Consider the following 15622-nt stretch of genomic DNA (forward strand, 5'->3'; position numbering starts at 1 on the left):
TACTGTATGATGAGAAAGATGAAGGTGTTAATATAAGCGGGAGGTTTTCCAGTTCCACCGTTGAACATATAGCGGTTTTCACACAGATGAGTTACAGAATTATCTGTGTTCATCTGGCGATTTGGAATTGCCGGAAGACCCTAGAATCAGCAATATCTGCTTAATCAGCACTCAGATTCAACACTTTCTATGTTAGCAGGCACAACTTTGCAAGGTGGTAAATATACCCTAGTTCAGGAAATAGGGCGCGGTGGCTTTGGCATTACCTTTAAGGCTAATCATAACTACTTAGGTCAGGAGGTAGTGATCAAAACTATCAATGAACGGCTGCGTCAACATCCTGATTTTGCTAAGTTTGAGCGCCAATTCCAAGATGAAGCCAGAAGATTGGCTATTTGTATCCATCCTCACATTGTCCGCGTCAGTGACTTTTTTGTAGAAGCTGGACTACCTTATATGGTGATGGAATACATTCGTGGCTATACTTTGGGAGAAGCATTTGTATTACCGGCTATACCCATCCCGGAAGCCACCGCAATTCATTATATTCGTCAAATTGGCTCGGCATTACAGGTCGTACATAACAATGGTTTGCTGCACCGGGATGTCAAGCCAGATAATATTATCCTGCGAGAGGGAACTCAGGAAGTAGTGCTGATTGATTTTGGCATTGCTCGGGAATTTAATCATGGTGTGAGGCAAACTCACACTGGAATGGTTTCTGAGGGCTATTCTCCCCTAGAACAATATTTAACCCAAGCACAGCGTACACCCGCTACAGATGTTTATGGTTTAGCCGCAACTTTGTATGCTTTGTTGACAGGACAGGTTCCCCTGCCAGTATTGTTACGCGATCGCGAAAAAATGTCATCTCCTCGCGAACTGCAACCGCACCTGAGTGCGGCAGTGAATGAAGCCGTCATGCGTGGTATGGCCGTAGAACCTCAATTTCGTCCGGCAACCGTTGCAGAATGGTTGCAATTATTACCAGTATACAGCATGAATGCACAGCGAGCAGTGACAACTCAGACAGTACCAACTGTAGTCTTACCTGTGCAGCAGCGGCAAAAAGTTGTCCCCAAACGGCAAAAAAAGCTATCAAGGTCTGAGAACCAGGGTGCTGCTCGAATCTTCGTAGCTCTAACTGTAGCACTTGTTGCAGGCACAGCAGGTTTTGGTATTACTAGGATATTTTCTAATTCTCGCACACAGTTATCTTCACCAGAGCTATTTGAACAGCCCACACCTGAGCCGGAACCAAAAACACCATTGGGTAATGCACCATCTTCATTGGAGAAAGAACAGATTAACAGGAGAGCAAATCCCCCTATTTCCTTACCGCGTCGCTCTGTACCCGTGAGAACTCGTAGAACAGTCCAGGATGATGTTCCCGTGGTTCAGAAGCAAATTCCAAATACCAGTAACACCACTTCCACCGAAAGTGCGCCCCCACCCATATCTACTCAGCCATCAGTCACACCTAGCACTACTCCCACACCACCATTAGTGGAGAGATTACGAAAAATCCGTGATGATCGTGAGGCTTCACAGCAAAAGGGTTCCCAGGATAATACTTTACCGACTATAGGTAAAGATATGGCATCACCCCCCCCCGTGAGTCCATCCAATCCCACCATCAATATCCCCACACCGCCAGTGGAAACTCAACGGTCAACTCCTCCGCCTGTGGAAGTCCCAACTTGGGAAAACCAGCCGAATTAATTATCTATAGAAACCAAAAATCCACCTAAACATCTCAGGGTTTGGTGGACTTGTGTTTGGTTTTTAGTGGATCCGAGCAGAGTCGAACTGCTGTCCAAATTGGGTATTGACCCCCCGCTCATTCACAGGTTTAGCCTTTCTGACCCTCAAGGCGGGAATCGTTCATTATCCCGAACGTAGGATGCTCTGATTAAGTCTTAGCTAACAAGCCAACCAGAGAACACTTGTTAGAGCGTCCGTTGGGGGTTGGTCTCTAGTCCTTAACGGAGTCAAACCAGAGACGCTCGAACCTGTAAGAGGTTATTAGGCAACTGCTACTGGAGCAGGCTTACGAGCAAATTTAACGATGTTATTCGCATTTACTTTTGTTTTGAGCCTTTGATTTGCGAGAGGAGACTCACTCTCGACCTGAATCACAGAGTAGCTTTCGCCAACCTGTCGAAACCGTTACGGACCCATGAGGTTTATATTCTAATTATAATACGCCGTTGGGGAAATGTGTTGAGAGGGAAAAATTTTTCCGCAAATTTTGAGATGCTTTGATGGCGGAGGTTCTGGGGGCGTAGTATGACCATCCCCCAGCAGCAGTTAAACATCTCTACTGATTTTCCTGAGTGGCAACTTGAGGGAGCCCCATACTGTAGTTGGTGACGCGAGCAGAAAGATTATAGCTGATTTCACCTTTTTGTAGGAGCGATCGCAGATAATGCTCCAAGTCTGAGCCAATGCGACGTAAGTTATAATCTGTTAAATCTTGACCGCTGGAAGCTTCCACCAGTTCATCAAACTGGCGATAAACCTTTTGTAGAGTATCTTCGTTCCAGTTGAATTCGTTATCTGGGTCAATATCTAAGGTCAAGACCTGATTACTAGGAACCAGTTCGCCATCCCGGTCAATTTCTGCGGCAAAAATTCGGATATGCCGGGTTGTGGACTTAAGCAGCATCGGGTTGTCCATAGCAAGGTGTAAGGTTGGGTTTGATTACACTGAATTGAAAGTCCCCGGCATCAAATACAGGGGGACTGTTGGTTTAAGCGGTAGGGCAGGTTCACATATATCACTGACCATGAACGGGGATATTAATCAACCACCCTCCTATCCATCATTATAGACTCATGTTTGGGCTGAAATAGCTGCTAATTCAGGGCTGGGTCAAGGTAGTTTGTTGTTGCATGGATGTTCTTAATATGTGTGAACTAACCCACCCTGTGTCATTCGTTGAATCTTTTCCGGAATTTTCAGGTGAATAAAACGTACATGAACTAATTCCAGGTAATCATAGTAAAACTAGCCCTATCTTTAAGAAAAACCCACAAAACAGGTATTTATTTTCGGTAAAAATACTAAAAAAACTGTAAAAACTACAACTATTTTTCTAGGAAAAATGAAGTTAATGTAAAAAGTTTGAAAAAGCTTGAATAAGTTCTTACAGAAACTTTATTGTATAAGAGATCAAAAACTGAATAATAGTTATGGTTTAAACAAAAGCACATTTAGGTCAGGAAGATTACGACTTATACCTGGCAGTGTGTCTAGAAAAAACACAGGAGAGTGAATATAAAATACAACGGTTGTGGATTGGAGAAAGGCTTTTAACTCCAGTATTATGGATACAAAAAAAATATAAAGAATTGTGGAAGGGGATATAGTTCCTCACCCTCATGACCACCCAGTAACCTAATCCTCAAAATTATGAACTCGAAAGCATTACCACGCCAGATAAATAATATCGAAGTAGGCGTTTATGAGTGCGAAATTCATCTCAAGTTCCGGTTGATTGAAGAAAAAAGTCTATTAGGCGATCGCGAGCAACTCTTACAGGTATTGCTGGATGCATTGACAGAAGGCTCAGATGAGTTTCTGGAGATGCTGCAAGCATCTGTTAAGGCGCAGGAAGTGTCTGAGTTCAAGGCCTCACCACAAATGCGCCGCCAGTTGATGCGTTTACGTAATGCGGTTGATAATAGTCAATACTCTGAAGGCTAAAAATCTTCGGTTGTAATTGAGTAGTTGAGCATAGATATTTAGCTTGTATAACTTTATTCCATGGGCACAAGCTAAAGTTTACTCTAGTCTTTGAGAAGCCGAAAATAGCATCTACAACATCATAAATATTACCGTTTGCACTACGAAAACAATGGAGTTGTCAGTACAAGTGCTTTAATCAGGGTTGTGCTTCGATTTTGATCACAAAAAGCGTATTCATGCTGGAGACTCTCAATCTAGGGGCTAGTGTGAAGTCACAATACTAGCCTACATCCCCAATCGCCAGTGTAATTTCTATTGAGCCAGACCGTGTTCCAATGCAAAGCGAACTAACTCAGTGCGGCTATTAGTACCAGTTTTACTAAACAAACGACTGACGTATTTTTCAACATTACGGACACTGGTTTCTAAACGTCGAGCTATTTCTTTGTTCATCAACCCTTCAGCTACCAGATTTAAAACACTTTGTTCTCTGGGAGTTAAATCAATTTTAAAAGGGACTGGGGACTGAGAGATGGCAGTTCTTTGAGTTAACAAAGCCTTAATTTGAGCAATCTGATGAGCGAGTTCAGCAATATCAATGGATTCCCTCTCTTCACCGGTGGTCGTAGTCTTAGCAGCTCGACGCGACAGTAAGTTCTCGACTATCGCCACTAACTCATCCGGGTCGAAGGGCTTGGGTAGGTAGGCATCAACACCCGCTTGGTAGCCCTGAATGCGATCGCCTGTCATCCCTTTAGCAGTTAAAAATACAACTGGGACTGTTTGAAACCGCGGGTCTTCCCGCAGTTGTCTAAGGAACTGATAGCCATCCACCAGGGGCATCATCACATCAGAAATCACTAAATCAGGTATATTATGCTGCATCAAATCCCACCCTTCACGGGCGTTACTGGCAACTTGAACGCTAAAACCACTTTCTTCTAAGTAGTCTTTCACTGCTTCCCGCAATCCTGGTTCATCATCGACCAGTAACAATTGTGCTGACATTTAAGTTTCCCTGTGTTAACCTGCTATATAAAACCTAGACAAAACTAGACTTTACTTTCTACTTCAACGGGAGCATGGGAGCAGTTATCCCTGGTGTAGACTTTCACGCCTTAGCCAGGCGCGATTGTGTTCCAATTAAGTTTCTGAAAAATACTACCACCATCATTGCTTGGTTTTCGCGTCGGCAATAGTCTCAATTCAATACTTGATATCACCGTATTATATATCAAGTAGTTGATTTTTTACTAAAAATATATTGATTTTTGTCAATATAAGTATAGTTTTGTCTATAAAATTGTCAACTTAGGACTTGCTCTTTCCAATTTAGCGAAATTTGCTAGGTATTGGGTAGGATGCTACTACTCCCCATACACATAATCCGGGGCTAAAATTTTAAATTTCTCATACTGGAACCGACAGGTTGGTTAGTTTGGGGGGCTGGAGGTTGAGCGAAGTTCTCCCCCGAAAGTGCCGCGATCGCCCCAGCATATTGGGGATCATTGCGAGTCCCAAATAAATCCGGATTGCTAGCCAGCTGACGCTGTTGTGCTGCTGTCAAATTTATCTTAATATCTGGGACAATTCCCTTTTTATTAATATCTGTACCTTTGGGGGTGTAATAGTGGGCAATGGTCACCGCCAGACCTGACCCATCTACCAGTTCATGAACAGATTGCACCATTGCTTTGCCAAAAGTTTGACTACCAATAACTACAGCCCGGTTATTATCCTTGAGCGCCCCGGTCAGGATTTCGCTAGCACTAGCCGAATTACCATCTACTAATATTGCCAAAGGTCGCCGAGTGAGGGCGGTGCGATTGGCGTGAGTTAGCTCACTCCCCCCCGCACGGTTGACTGTGCGGACAATCCCGCCATTATCCAACCACATTCGGGCAATTTCAATGCTGGAATTTAACAGACCGCCAGGATTTCCGCGCAAATCTAAGACAAAAGCATCGGCGTTTTGACTGTTTAAATCTCGAATGGCTCGACGCATTTGGTCCGATGTATGGCCACCAAACTCTCGCAGGCGGATATAGCCAATGCGGCGATTACCTTCTTGTTGGAGAGTATAATGCACCGTAGGCACTTCAATTGTGGCTCGTCTGATCTGTAAATCAAAAGCACCGCGCCCTATTCTTCCTAATCGCAGGGTTATGGGAGCACCAACTTGACCGCGAATTAACTCAGATGCCTTTTCTACTCCCATTTTATCAGTAGTTTGGCCATCAATTGCCAAAATCTCATCCCCTGCTTTGATCCCTGCTTTGAACGCCGGCGAGTTGGCGATCGCCTCTACAACCGTAAGGCGGCGAGTTTGCTGATTCACTTCCATGCGAATCCCAATCCCAGAGACTTCCCCTGATGTTTGCCTGGCGAGAGATTGATATTGTTGGGGATCCATAAAGCGTGTGTAAGGATCACCCAGTTTTTGTAAAGCTTCGCGAATTGCCACATAAGCTTGTTCATTAGAAGAGTACTCTTTGCTTAACAAGCTCTGCCTAGTCGCTAGCCAATCTTGTTGATTAAAACTGCCATCAACATACTCACGATTTACCAATTGCCATACCTGGTCAACTAACGCTTTCGGACTATCTTCAAAGGCAGCCAGAACGCAGCGAGTCCAACCAGAGCCAAATACTGAAACAGTGGTAGTTGTGGCGATCGCTCCCCCAATCAAGACTAATTGGAGTGGTGAGTAACCTTTCGCAGATTGGTTCATGTATATCAGTGGAATATAGTTGTTTTATTTACACTTTAGCAATCAGACTCTTGAGACGCTTTTCACTCTTTATTCTTTTATGGATCTCACCTTTACACTCTATATTCTTGTTTATAAGATAGCACTTTCTTCGGGGGATTATAGGTTTTTTCGAGATTATTTAAGGAAGCAATGATTACCGACCTCAGCCACAAAATGGTAGCAGTTTATACAAAAAATACCTGACTCAAAAATCCCTCTCGGTCAAGTGTTTACACCCAGGATCTTTAGCGCCGGTAAATCCTCATAATTGTAGACAGAGGAACCTCCGCAAAATAACTTTGCTGAAATTGTTCTTCCCTGATAGAGGCTAAAAATCTTTCTACAGATGCGTCGTTCATAATTTCTGAGTGGGTGAAGGGATTCCAACTAATTTGCAGCTGACTGTCTTGTGTAGTCACTCTGAACCCCAAATACTCTAAAGCTTCGAGTCCAAATAATAAGGTCTGGTCATGGACACCAAGTTTTTCTAAAAGTTGGCGGTGGGTGACTGGTTGATTTGTCCGACTGACATATTTAGCAATCCCAACCAACGTTAGCCAAATTTCCTCGGGTGGTTGATGCAGGGGTTTCGACCAGGCGATCGCTAATTGTTGATGATTAGAGAGCGATTGCTTTAAGCATACACGTAAATCTTCCCACTGACTAGGACAATCTCTAATTAGATGTGGTGAATCCTGATTATTCAAAATCGAGTATTTCTGATTACGTAAATCTATTATTCTATCAGTATTAACACTAGCCATGACTGAGGTAGCGGTTGGACGCACAGCAATTAATCTGATTTCATAACGTTTTTTAAAAGTGTTGTAGTCGAGTTCAGCAATACAATCACACCTATCTGGCGGTAACTCATCTTGATAGTGTCCCCACCAAACACCAGGAAACGTGGTTTTAGTGGACTCATCCCGAATATTAAAATCAGTTTTAATGTATTGTACCTTTTTTCCTCTGCAATCCTCCTGATTACGATGACAAGCATTTTCAAACCAGCAATTTTTAATTAAAAGTGTTGGTACAGGGTTTCCCATCCCACAGGGTTCTAGTAATTTAAGTTCCCCAAATAACTCTTTGCCTAAATCAGCCACAGTTACCATCAAATCCGCTTGCACAGTAGGTGTAAGAGTTTTTCCCCCTAAAGATTGTCGCAGATGTTGATTAATTGCCTCCGTGAATAAAGGAATATTCTCCGGTAATAAACTCAACCCAGCAGCAAAGGGATGACCTCCAAAGCTCTGTAACAAATGTGCTTGCTTTTTGACTAACTGGTATAAATCAACAGAATTCACTGAACGGGCAGAACCACGGGCTAATGAGGGTCTTTTTGTGTCTTCACCGAGTATCTGTGTACTTAATAAAATTGTGGGACGGCCTGTTTCTTGGGCTACTTGTCCCGCAACCAAACCCAATACTCCCGTTGGCCATTGGCTATCTTCCAACACAATCACACTGGTGGTTGATAAGTCTATCTCAGAGAGTTTTTGTAATACTTGGGCTTGTACATCTTTCTGTAAGGACTTGCGACGGGTATTAGCTAGTTCCGCCACTTCGGCTAATTGATCACAATATTTAATTTCTCGACTAGTTAATAACTCTACGCACAAACTAGCATCGCCCTGAATGCGACTAACAGCATTAATCCGTGGACCCAGACCGAAAGAAATATCTGTCGGGCGATCGCCATTTTTCTGGCATAATTCTAATAATCGCCCTATACCCGGCCGTCGTCGTGCTGTCGGTGGTTGTTGGAAGTCTGCCTGTAATCTTTGAATACCTAATTGTGCTAAATAGCGACAATCTCCACTCAGCTGCACCAAATCCGCAATTAATCCTACAGCAACCAAATCCCATAAATCTGTTAATGGCTCTTTGGGAACATCGGGTAAAGTTTGGTATAGTGCTTCTACCAACTTAAAAGCTACCGCCACCCCGGACAGATGAAATAACTGATGTTGACTTGGTAAATACCGGGGGTTAATAATTGCCGTCACTGGTGGGCGCTGTTCAGGTAAAGTGTGATGGTCTGTAACTATAATGTCTATACCCAAGGTTTGAGCATAAATAATTTCATCTATATTAGTACTACCTGTATCGCAGGTTACAATTAACTTACAACCTTGTCGGTGTAAATTATCGATTCCCTGATAATTAAGTCCGTGGGATTCCGTGAAGCGATTGGGGATGTAATAAATTAAGCGGGTATTTTTAGTAAAGAACTGTCCCAAACCATCCCATAAAACAGCAGTAGCAGTAATGCCATCAGCATCAAAATCTCCCCAGATAGCAATTTTATCATTGTTATTTAGTGCTTGTTGCAGCCTAGCCATAGCTAAGTGCATTTCTTCCCCAAACTCCAAAGGACTAGCTGGGTGATAATTCTTATAGTCAGCAAAAGCCGCTAATTTTTCAGCGTCCTTAATTCCCCTTTGCCACAATAATTGTGCTGCATACAATCCCCTTGATTTTGGTGTATACTGCTTCACCATATAGATAAACCACTCAGGTGGTTGTTCAGGTGTTGAAAGAATCCACTCCATAGAATTAGTTAAAAATTAATAATTATATAACTTAGCGAAAACAACTTACAATTATGTAAACTAAATTCACAACATCGGGTTTATCTGTGTTAATATCTAGTTGATTAATTCTTATGATTTAGAGATATTCATTCATCATTGATCAGAGTTTCATTTACCAGAGGATTGCAGATCACCTTATTCACAAGTCCATCAGGTTTAACAGCGCGAATTGCAGGACGAGTGCGCCTGTAACCGGCTCTTTCCGCCTTTTGATGTTCATAATCAATGAGTCTGCCATAATGTTCATGCTTGCTTAAATTCATCGACAAGAAAATATGCTGGCGGATATTGCCAAATCCTTTACGGTTAAAAAACTTGACAGCCGGATTATTAGTAGGGTCTGTATCTACCAGCATGAAACGCGCCCCATCTTCAATCATCCTGGAGATAACATGATCAACTAACTTATCTGCTACACCCCGACGCTGAAATTTTGGATTCACAGCTAACCATAGTATATAACCATAAGTCCAGGAAGCTTTAGTAATAATAGTTCCCAGAATAAACCCCGCTAACTCCCCATCTGTTTCCGCAACTAGACAATATTCTGGGTCTGTATTGTAAAGTCCAATTACCTCCCATTCGTCCCAGGTGCGATATAAATAAGGATATAAATCGCTAGTAAATAACTGTTCTCCCAGGTGGTAAACAGGGGAAATATCATCAATACCTAATTCACGAACATAAATCAAATCAGTTTCATCAAAGCTTTTCATATTACAATCTCCCTATAATTCATAGGGTTACTTCTTGAATATTGGCAAGATTTGGTAAATTCTGTTGATGTTCTCCCCCGGCTTGTGTCCGTTGGCAAAGTATGGCAAAATGACAATAATTACAGGTTTTACTATTTTCCGGTACTTGTGGAAATGGCCTGTTTCTCTGGTAACCTTCTAGCCAATGGGTTAATTTATTTAACAGTTGAGTAAGTTTTTCGGCTGTGCGCTGGTGCTGGGGACTGTCGTAATTAAATTGAATATTTTGCGGTTCACCTTCCGACTGGACAAACCAGTAAGTCATAGAAATATTTTGGGGTAAATAGGCGCTTGTTTCAGCCAAAACATATAAATAGAGACGTGTTTGCCAATTCTGTTCTAACTTGCGTTTATTTGGTGGTTGAGGATGGGTTTTCCAGTCGATAATGTGCGCTTTGTCAGCGTCTGCGATCAGTAGATCATAAATAACCGTGAGTAAGTAGTTTTGAATTTGCAGCGTGCGATAATGTTCGCCTTCACGGAAGCTTAGGGGTACGGTGGGTGTTAAAAGTTCTGGTGCTACATTGGTCAAACCTGATATCCAGCTTTCCAGTCGAGTATCTGCTTGGAGGAACCCAGCAATCGGTAAACCCATTTCTCGCTGTTGCATTAGCAGGTGAAAGCGACTACCTAAAACTTGATGTTCCTGATGTTCGGGACTGGAGGGAGAGTGAAGTTTTTCTAAGTAAACTTGTTGGAATTTACGCGGACAAGTTTCTAGTAAGTTGAGATGTGCTTGGGATAGGTGTAATAGTGGAGTTGTTTCTGACGACATTCTTTTATTAAAACACGAAGACACTAAACCAAGAATAAATATGGGTAAAAATCTTGTGCGTTTCCTGTTATCCAGGCTATGTCAAGCGAAAAAAATAAAAGGTGAAGGATGAATTTTGCCTTTGGTTTCATCCCTCTACCTTTTTATATACCTGATGCTTATTTAATGTTAGCCCGTGCGTCCTTCACTGCAGCAAAGAAAAATAATCCCGTGAGTGGAATGCTCAATCCGAGGATAATGGCAGTTACCTGAACACCTAAATCTGGTTGTCCAGAGGTAAGTTCAAATACTGAACCCACGGCGGCGATCGCTGTGATGCAAGCACCACCTAGAAATAAACCGCTTTTTGGAGTATACACTATTATTCCTATGTGAAAATGTTAACAATTGCTCACTTTTTTATCTTACTTGACCATGGAAGTACCTAAACTATCCACAGTACAAATTTTTAATTATTTAGTTCATAGTAGCATGAATTCAGTGAAGGAATGATCAGCAAAACAGATTTTAGCGAACCCCTATGCTACTGGTTTCACCGACTGATAGGAGAAGCCATTTTTCGATAACTCCTGGGCTAAACTCAAGGAATTTTCCACCCGGTCTACAAATACTACCCCATTGAGGTGATCCATTTCGTGCTGAATGCAGCGTGCGAGTAGATCATAGGCTTTGAGGGTTTTGGGACGGCCGTATTCATCTTTATAAGCAACTTCTACGGATTCGGGACGTTTTACCTCTAAATAAACATTGGGAATACTCAAACAGCCCTCTTGGGCGACGCATACTTCCTTACTGACTTGTTTAATGGTGGGGTTAATCAATACCAGTGGGGGGTTAGCAGGGTTATCTGGTTCACAATCAATCACAATGAGTTGTTTATGAATTCCTACTTGAGGTGCAGCTAAACCAATACCATCGCTACTGTACATAGTTTGCAGCATTTCCCGGATAAGTTTACGGATTTCATCGTCTACTTTAGTAATCCGCTTGGCATCTTGACGCAGGACACGATCGCCCAGATAGTGAAGTTTTAAGGGGGGATTTTTTAACTTTTTCTTCTCGACAGCAATTTCAGAAGGCATGATAATCAATGACTAAGTTGTGAAAATTCCTACCGTTTTAATTCTATCAAAACATAGTGGGAGCGTGATCACCCCTACTCTTTATATAGCAGATCAAACTTAGTGTATGGCTTTTGACTAGGAATTTATCCTATTTTATACTTCACACCAAAGAACAACGACATTGTAGCGCTTGTTTAAGTAAACTTTGGTACTCCTCATCCTTAATCCCATAAGCGCCAAATCTAGCTAAATGGGGGTTCATCATTTGAGCATCAAACAGTAGAAACTGGTTTTGGCGCAATCTTTCCACCAACTTAACCATCGCCACCTTAGAACCTTCAGGAACGCGGTAAAACATCGACTCACCAATAAAAGCACCCCCAATAACAATTCCTAGGATACCCCCAGCCAGTTGGTCACCTTGCCAAGTTTCAAAACTATAAGCGTAACCATTCTGGTAAAGTAAGTAGTAAATCTCCTGTAACTCCGGTGAAATCCAAGTAGTCTCGCGGTCAGCACACCCAGCCACCACGGATGGAAAATCACAGTTAATGCTCAGGGTAAAACGCTCTTGATTGAGAACACGCTGCAAAGACCTAGGGTAGCGAAATCGCTCATCTAAGGGAATCAAAGTGCGATCGCGACTGCTGTACCATCCCAGGCCTTTGTTGTCATCAGCCATGAGAAAATAACCTTGAGCATAACCCCGAACAATAGCAGCGATATCGTATTCCATAATTTCAGCAAGCAAAAAAACCCTCAGCGTACCTTTGCCTTTCCCTTAGCGTTCCTCTGCGTTAAAAAAAACATGACCGAAGCAATACCACCCATTACCCTACCACCTTCCAACAACCCCGATCTTGAAGGTCAGTGGTTGCAAGACCGATTATTAAAGTGGTTAGACACAGAATTCCTCCCCGAAATAGTCAATCAAAAAATTGCCCACAGGGCGGCACAAATTTTTGTCCGACAACGCATGGAAGGAGAGAATGACTTAGGATCTCTAGTTATAGCCATTGTTACAGAGATGCAGGCATTTGATTTTTCTAAAAGTTTCTATGGAGAATTTGCGATCGCCAACGCCGTCAGCGATCTACTCTTAGATAGTCTAGGCATAGACCGTTGCTGCGGAGAATAGTTTAGTCATTTTCTCCTTCCAGGAGAAAATGAGCAGTGACTACCAGCTAGACTTAACCACACCCGGTAAAAGACCTTCATGGGCCCATTCCCGGAACACATTCCGAGACAGACCAAAGTCGCGATACACACCCCTGGGACGACCAGTTACCCAGCAGCGATTGCGGTGACGAGTCGGCGCACTATTCCGGGGTAGCTGTTGAATTTTCCGGTGAATTTCCAATTTATCCAAGGGAGATTCCGCACTTTTGAATTCTGTCAATAATGCTTCTCGCTTTTCACTATACTTTTCTACCAAGTTGGCGCGTTTTTTTTCGCGCTCAATCATACTCTTTTTTGCCATAAATTCTTTAACTGGTTTGCAGACAGCATTTTCTATTCTATCGTGTTTTCAGACTTTCTCGAAATAAATGTTTTCTCACCAGTCGGACATAAATCATGGAGATAGCAAGCTTCGCAGAGGGGAGAACGAGCCTTACAAACAGCACGACCGTGATAAATCAAACGAATTGACCAATTTTCCCAATCCGGACGGGGTAACAACTTCATTAAATCTTTCTCAATCCTCACCGGGTCAGAAAATTTCGTTAACCCCAAGCGTTGGCTTAACCGCTTAACGTGAGTATCAACAGTCACCCCTGCATTAATACCATAAGCATGAGCTAAAACTACATTTCCCGTTTTTCGCGCCACCCCTGGAAGCTGTAATAATTGCTCCATTTCCTGGGGAACAACAGAGTCAAACTCCTTGACAATCATCCGACAAGCTGCTTGAATATTTTTGGCCTTATTTCTGTAAAAACCCGTAGACCGTACTAAAATTTCTAACTCTTCTAGGTCAGCATTGGCCAAACTAGCCGCATCTGGAAACCGGGCAAACAAAGCTGGTGTAACCTTATTCACTCGCTCATCAGTACACTGAGCCGAAAGAATGGTTGCTACCAGCAATTGTACTGGAGTAGAGTAATTCAAAGAGCAAGTTGCATCTGGATAAAGACCCTGCAACCGGGCGAGAATTTCTAACGCCCGTTGCTTTTGAGATGAGGATTTGCGGGTAACACTCACTGGAATAACTTTTGCACCCAATCTAACTGGGAGGTTAACTGACTAGTTTCTTTAACAATCAGAAAAATTCCTAGTCCCAAGAGTAACATTAAACCAGTTTGCATCACACCCTCTTGAATGCGGTTAGGTAGTGGCTTACCTCGTAAACCTTCAATTAGCAAGAATGCCAGTTGTCCGCCATCTAGAGCCGGTAAAGGTAAAATATTAATAATTGCCAAGTTAATACTGATTAAAGCAGCAAAAAAGAACAGACTACCTGTATCATTTTGGGCAATGCTAGAACCAATTTGGACAATTTTAATCGGTCCTGCTACCTGACCAGCTGTTTCGCCAAAGTTGGTAATTAGTTGGCCAAAGCCTTGAAATGTCATGGTAACCAAGCGCTGAAATTCACTACCACCAATATTGAAAGCTTGTGCCAAATTCTTCACAGGACGGCGAATAACTTCACCATTGGGAGCAAGTCCCACGCCAATACTACCTCCAGCTGGCTTCTCCTCAGGAACTACATTGACAGTTAGCCTTTGGTCGCCACGGGCAATTTCTAGCTGTACAGGTTGACCGGGACTATTTTTGATAATATCCCGTAAATCTTCTATTTCCTGTAGTGCTGTGCCAAATTCCCTGTAATTAGCCGCTAAAATCACATCTCCTGGTTTAATTCCAGCAGATGCGGCCACAGAACTCACCTCTGGCGCTAGTTGTTGAATTAAAACTCCCGGTTGGCTACTTTGTCCTATACCAATGAGACTTACCTGACTTACCAACAAGAAATAGGCAAAGATTAAATTGGCGATCACTCCCGCGCTAATGACAATCGCCCGATCTAAAATTGGCCGGTTACGCAGCAAATTCGGGTCATTGGGGGGAATATCGCTATCAGGGTCATCATCGGGGAAGCCCACAAACCCACCTAAAGGAAAGGCGCGGATAGCATATTCAGTTTGAGAACCTTGGTATTTCCAAAGAACAGGGCCAAATCCTAAAGAAAAGCGGTTAACGAGAATACCTTGAGAACGAGCTGCGGTAAAGTGTCCTAACTCGTGTACCAAGATCAAAACAGCCAAGACTGCGATCGCTGCTAAAACTGACATAGAGCTTAGTCAAAATTCGGATATATCATTCTTATTCTAATAGTTAAGGAATGGCTAAGGACTTATAGTAGGGTATCTGTGATTATGTGACAAGTCCGGGATCTAGTAATTAAACCCCACCCAGCCAATTAAAACATCTTCTCAACAAACACCTTTGCGAACCTTTGCGCGTACTTAGCGACCTTTGCGTTTAAAAACCAGACAAAAAACTCGCCCCACGGTGGAATAACCTATAACATGGTAACTACTCACACCACCTAGGGTATCTCCACCAAAAATGACAGCAGCAACCCCCCAAACCCTAAATAAATTCGTCAACTTTTGTCACCAACACATCAAAGGACAAGAAAAACAAGAAGCGCAAACATTCTTAGACCGATTTTTTAGAGCCTTTGGACACCAAGGAGCCTTAGACGCGGGGGCGAAATTTGAAGAACCCATTAAAAAAGGGAGTAAAAAAGGTAAAACCGGGTTTGCTGACCTAGTGTGGAAACCCCGCGTATTAATTGAAATGAAAAAACGCGGCGAAGACCTAAGTAAACATTACTCCCAAGCCTTTGATTACTGGACAAGATTAGTACCCCAACGCCCCAAATACGTCATATTATGTAACTTCGATGAATTTTGGATATTTGACTTTGACCTTCAGCTAGATACACCCGTAGATCAAATCTCCCTAGAGCAGCTACCAG

16 protein-coding genes and 1 other RNA gene are annotated in these 15622 nt (G+C 42.7%); 4 read left to right on the forward strand and 13 right to left on the reverse strand.

Going from position 1 to position 15622, the window contains the following annotated elements; all coding sequences use genetic code 11:
- Positions 1–189 precede the first annotated feature (189 nt).
- The gene (locus NWP21_RS10795) at positions 190–1722 is read left to right on the forward strand and encodes a serine/threonine-protein kinase (protein WP_280792695.1); all 1533 of its coding nucleotides are present in this window, start codon (positions 190–192) and stop codon (positions 1720–1722) included.
- Between the two features lie 64 nt (positions 1723–1786).
- Here NWP21_RS10795 and ssrA read toward each other — a convergent pair.
- Positions 1787–2179, reverse strand: a transfer-messenger RNA (tmRNA) gene (gene ssrA, locus NWP21_RS10800).
- A gap of 141 nt (positions 2180–2320) precedes the next feature.
- Positions 2321–2680, reverse strand: a complete 360-nt coding sequence (locus NWP21_RS10805; RefSeq protein WP_280792696.1) for an NAD(P)H-quinone oxidoreductase subunit M — start codon at positions 2678–2680, stop codon at positions 2321–2323.
- Between the two features lie 735 nt (positions 2681–3415).
- On the opposite strand from NWP21_RS10805, the gene NWP21_RS10810 reads away from it, so the two are divergent.
- Complete coding sequence (locus NWP21_RS10810) at positions 3416–3709, forward strand: Npun_R1517 family heterocyst differentiation transcriptional regulator (protein ID WP_200987166.1); 294 nt, start codon at positions 3416–3418, stop codon at positions 3707–3709.
- Positions 3710–4003: 294 nt separating this feature from the next.
- Here the strand turns inward: NWP21_RS10810 and NWP21_RS10815 are convergent, their stop codons facing one another.
- From NWP21_RS10815 to aat, 8 genes are all read right to left on the reverse strand, one after another.
- A complete protein-coding gene (locus NWP21_RS10815) occupies positions 4004–4699 on the reverse strand; it encodes a response regulator transcription factor (RefSeq protein ID WP_280792697.1) in 696 nt (231 codons plus the stop codon).
- A 385-nt stretch (positions 4700–5084) separates the two neighbouring features.
- Entirely contained in the window at positions 5085–6422 is a 1338-nt protein-coding gene (ctpB, locus tag NWP21_RS10820) for a carboxyl-terminal processing protease CtpB (RefSeq protein WP_280792698.1), read from the reverse strand.
- 266 nt (positions 6423–6688) lie between these two features.
- Positions 6689–8998 (reverse strand): single-stranded-DNA-specific exonuclease RecJ, encoded by a 2310-nt coding sequence (gene recJ, locus NWP21_RS10825; RefSeq protein ID WP_280792699.1) that lies wholly within the window; start codon positions 8996–8998, stop codon positions 6689–6691.
- Positions 8999–9126: 128 nt separating this feature from the next.
- On the reverse strand, positions 9127–9756 hold the full coding sequence (locus NWP21_RS10830; protein ID WP_280792700.1) for a GNAT family N-acetyltransferase: 630 nt from the start codon (positions 9754–9756) through the stop codon (positions 9127–9129).
- 19 nt (positions 9757–9775) lie between these two features.
- Complete coding sequence (locus tag NWP21_RS10835) at positions 9776–10570, reverse strand: PD-(D/E)XK nuclease family protein (RefSeq protein ID WP_280792701.1); 795 nt, start codon at positions 10568–10570, stop codon at positions 9776–9778.
- 158 nt (positions 10571–10728) lie between these two features.
- Positions 10729–10932: a hypothetical protein gene (locus NWP21_RS10840; RefSeq protein ID WP_271734066.1), complete on the reverse strand. Its 204-nt coding sequence runs from the start codon at positions 10930–10932 to the stop codon at positions 10729–10731.
- A 156-nt stretch (positions 10933–11088) separates the two neighbouring features.
- Positions 11089–11652: a peptide deformylase gene (gene def / locus NWP21_RS10845; protein ID WP_271734064.1), complete on the reverse strand. Its 564-nt coding sequence runs from the start codon at positions 11650–11652 to the stop codon at positions 11089–11091.
- Between the two features lie 142 nt (positions 11653–11794).
- Entirely contained in the window at positions 11795–12370 is a 576-nt protein-coding gene (gene aat, locus NWP21_RS10850) for a leucyl/phenylalanyl-tRNA--protein transferase (protein WP_271734065.1), read from the reverse strand.
- Between the two features lie 72 nt (positions 12371–12442).
- Here aat and NWP21_RS10855 point away from each other — a divergent pair, with 72 nt between their 5' ends.
- On the forward strand, positions 12443–12772 hold the full coding sequence (locus NWP21_RS10855) for a hypothetical protein (RefSeq protein WP_271734063.1): 330 nt from the start codon (positions 12443–12445) through the stop codon (positions 12770–12772).
- 39 nt (positions 12773–12811) lie between these two features.
- Here the strand turns inward: NWP21_RS10855 and rpsN are convergent, their stop codons facing one another.
- From rpsN to rseP, 3 genes are read right to left on the reverse strand one after another with little or no spacing between them, the layout of a single operon-like run.
- The gene (gene rpsN, locus NWP21_RS10860; RefSeq protein ID WP_271734062.1) at positions 12812–13114 is read right to left on the reverse strand and encodes a 30S ribosomal protein S14; all 303 of its coding nucleotides are present in this window, start codon (positions 13112–13114) and stop codon (positions 12812–12814) included.
- Positions 13115–13146: 32 nt separating this feature from the next.
- Positions 13147–13857 (reverse strand): endonuclease III, encoded by a 711-nt coding sequence (nth, locus tag NWP21_RS10865; RefSeq protein ID WP_280792702.1) that lies wholly within the window; start codon positions 13855–13857, stop codon positions 13147–13149.
- The gene (gene rseP / locus NWP21_RS10870) at positions 13833–14930 is read right to left on the reverse strand and encodes an RIP metalloprotease RseP (RefSeq protein ID WP_280792703.1); all 1098 of its coding nucleotides are present in this window, start codon (positions 14928–14930) and stop codon (positions 13833–13835) included. Before rseP ends, nth begins: the two co-directional genes overlap by 25 nt.
- A gap of 277 nt (positions 14931–15207) precedes the next feature.
- Here rseP and NWP21_RS10875 point away from each other — a divergent pair.
- On the forward strand, positions 15208–15622 hold a 415-nt coding region (locus NWP21_RS10875; protein ID WP_348519771.1), incomplete at its 3' end, for a type IIL restriction-modification enzyme MmeI.

Origin of the sequence: Anabaenopsis sp. FSS-46 (assembly GCF_029891665.1) — a bacterium.
In the GTDB taxonomy this organism is placed as follows: Bacteria; Cyanobacteriota; Cyanobacteriia; order Cyanobacteriales; family Nostocaceae; genus Anabaenopsis; species Anabaenopsis arnoldii.

What these genes read in the sequence shown, in the direction of transcription:
- NWP21_RS10835 (WP_280792701.1), bottom strand. Translation starts at nt 10,570, where the DNA reads ATGTCGTCAGAAACAACTCCACTATTACACCTATCCCAAGCACATCTC.
- rpsN (WP_271734062.1), bottom strand. Translation starts at nt 13,114, where the DNA reads ATGGCAAAAAAGAGTATGATTGAGCGCGAAAAAAAACGCGCCAACTTG.
- NWP21_RS10830 (WP_280792700.1), bottom strand. Translation starts at nt 9,756, where the DNA reads ATGAAAAGCTTTGATGAAACTGATTTGATTTATGTTCGTGAATTAGGT.
- rseP (WP_280792703.1), bottom strand. Translation starts at nt 14,930, where the DNA reads ATGTCAGTTTTAGCAGCGATCGCAGTCTTGGCTGTTTTGATCTTGGTA.
- ctpB (WP_280792698.1), bottom strand. Translation starts at nt 6,422, where the DNA reads ATGAACCAATCTGCGAAAGGTTACTCACCACTCCAATTAGTCTTGATT.
- NWP21_RS10855 (WP_271734063.1), top strand. Translation starts at nt 12,443, where the DNA reads ATGACCGAAGCAATACCACCCATTACCCTACCACCTTCCAACAACCCC.
- aat (WP_271734065.1), bottom strand. Translation starts at nt 12,370, where the DNA reads ATGGAATACGATATCGCTGCTATTGTTCGGGGTTATGCTCAAGGTTAT.
- NWP21_RS10810 (WP_200987166.1), top strand. Translation starts at nt 3,416, where the DNA reads ATGAACTCGAAAGCATTACCACGCCAGATAAATAATATCGAAGTAGGC.
- def (WP_271734064.1), bottom strand. Translation starts at nt 11,652, where the DNA reads ATGCCTTCTGAAATTGCTGTCGAGAAGAAAAAGTTAAAAAATCCCCCC.
- recJ (WP_280792699.1), bottom strand. Translation starts at nt 8,998, where the DNA reads ATGGAGTGGATTCTTTCAACACCTGAACAACCACCTGAGTGGTTTATC.
- NWP21_RS10805 (WP_280792696.1), bottom strand. Translation starts at nt 2,680, where the DNA reads ATGGACAACCCGATGCTGCTTAAGTCCACAACCCGGCATATCCGAATT.
- NWP21_RS10795 (WP_280792695.1), top strand. Translation starts at nt 190, where the DNA reads ATGTTAGCAGGCACAACTTTGCAAGGTGGTAAATATACCCTAGTTCAG.
- NWP21_RS10815 (WP_280792697.1), bottom strand. Translation starts at nt 4,699, where the DNA reads ATGTCAGCACAATTGTTACTGGTCGATGATGAACCAGGATTGCGGGAA.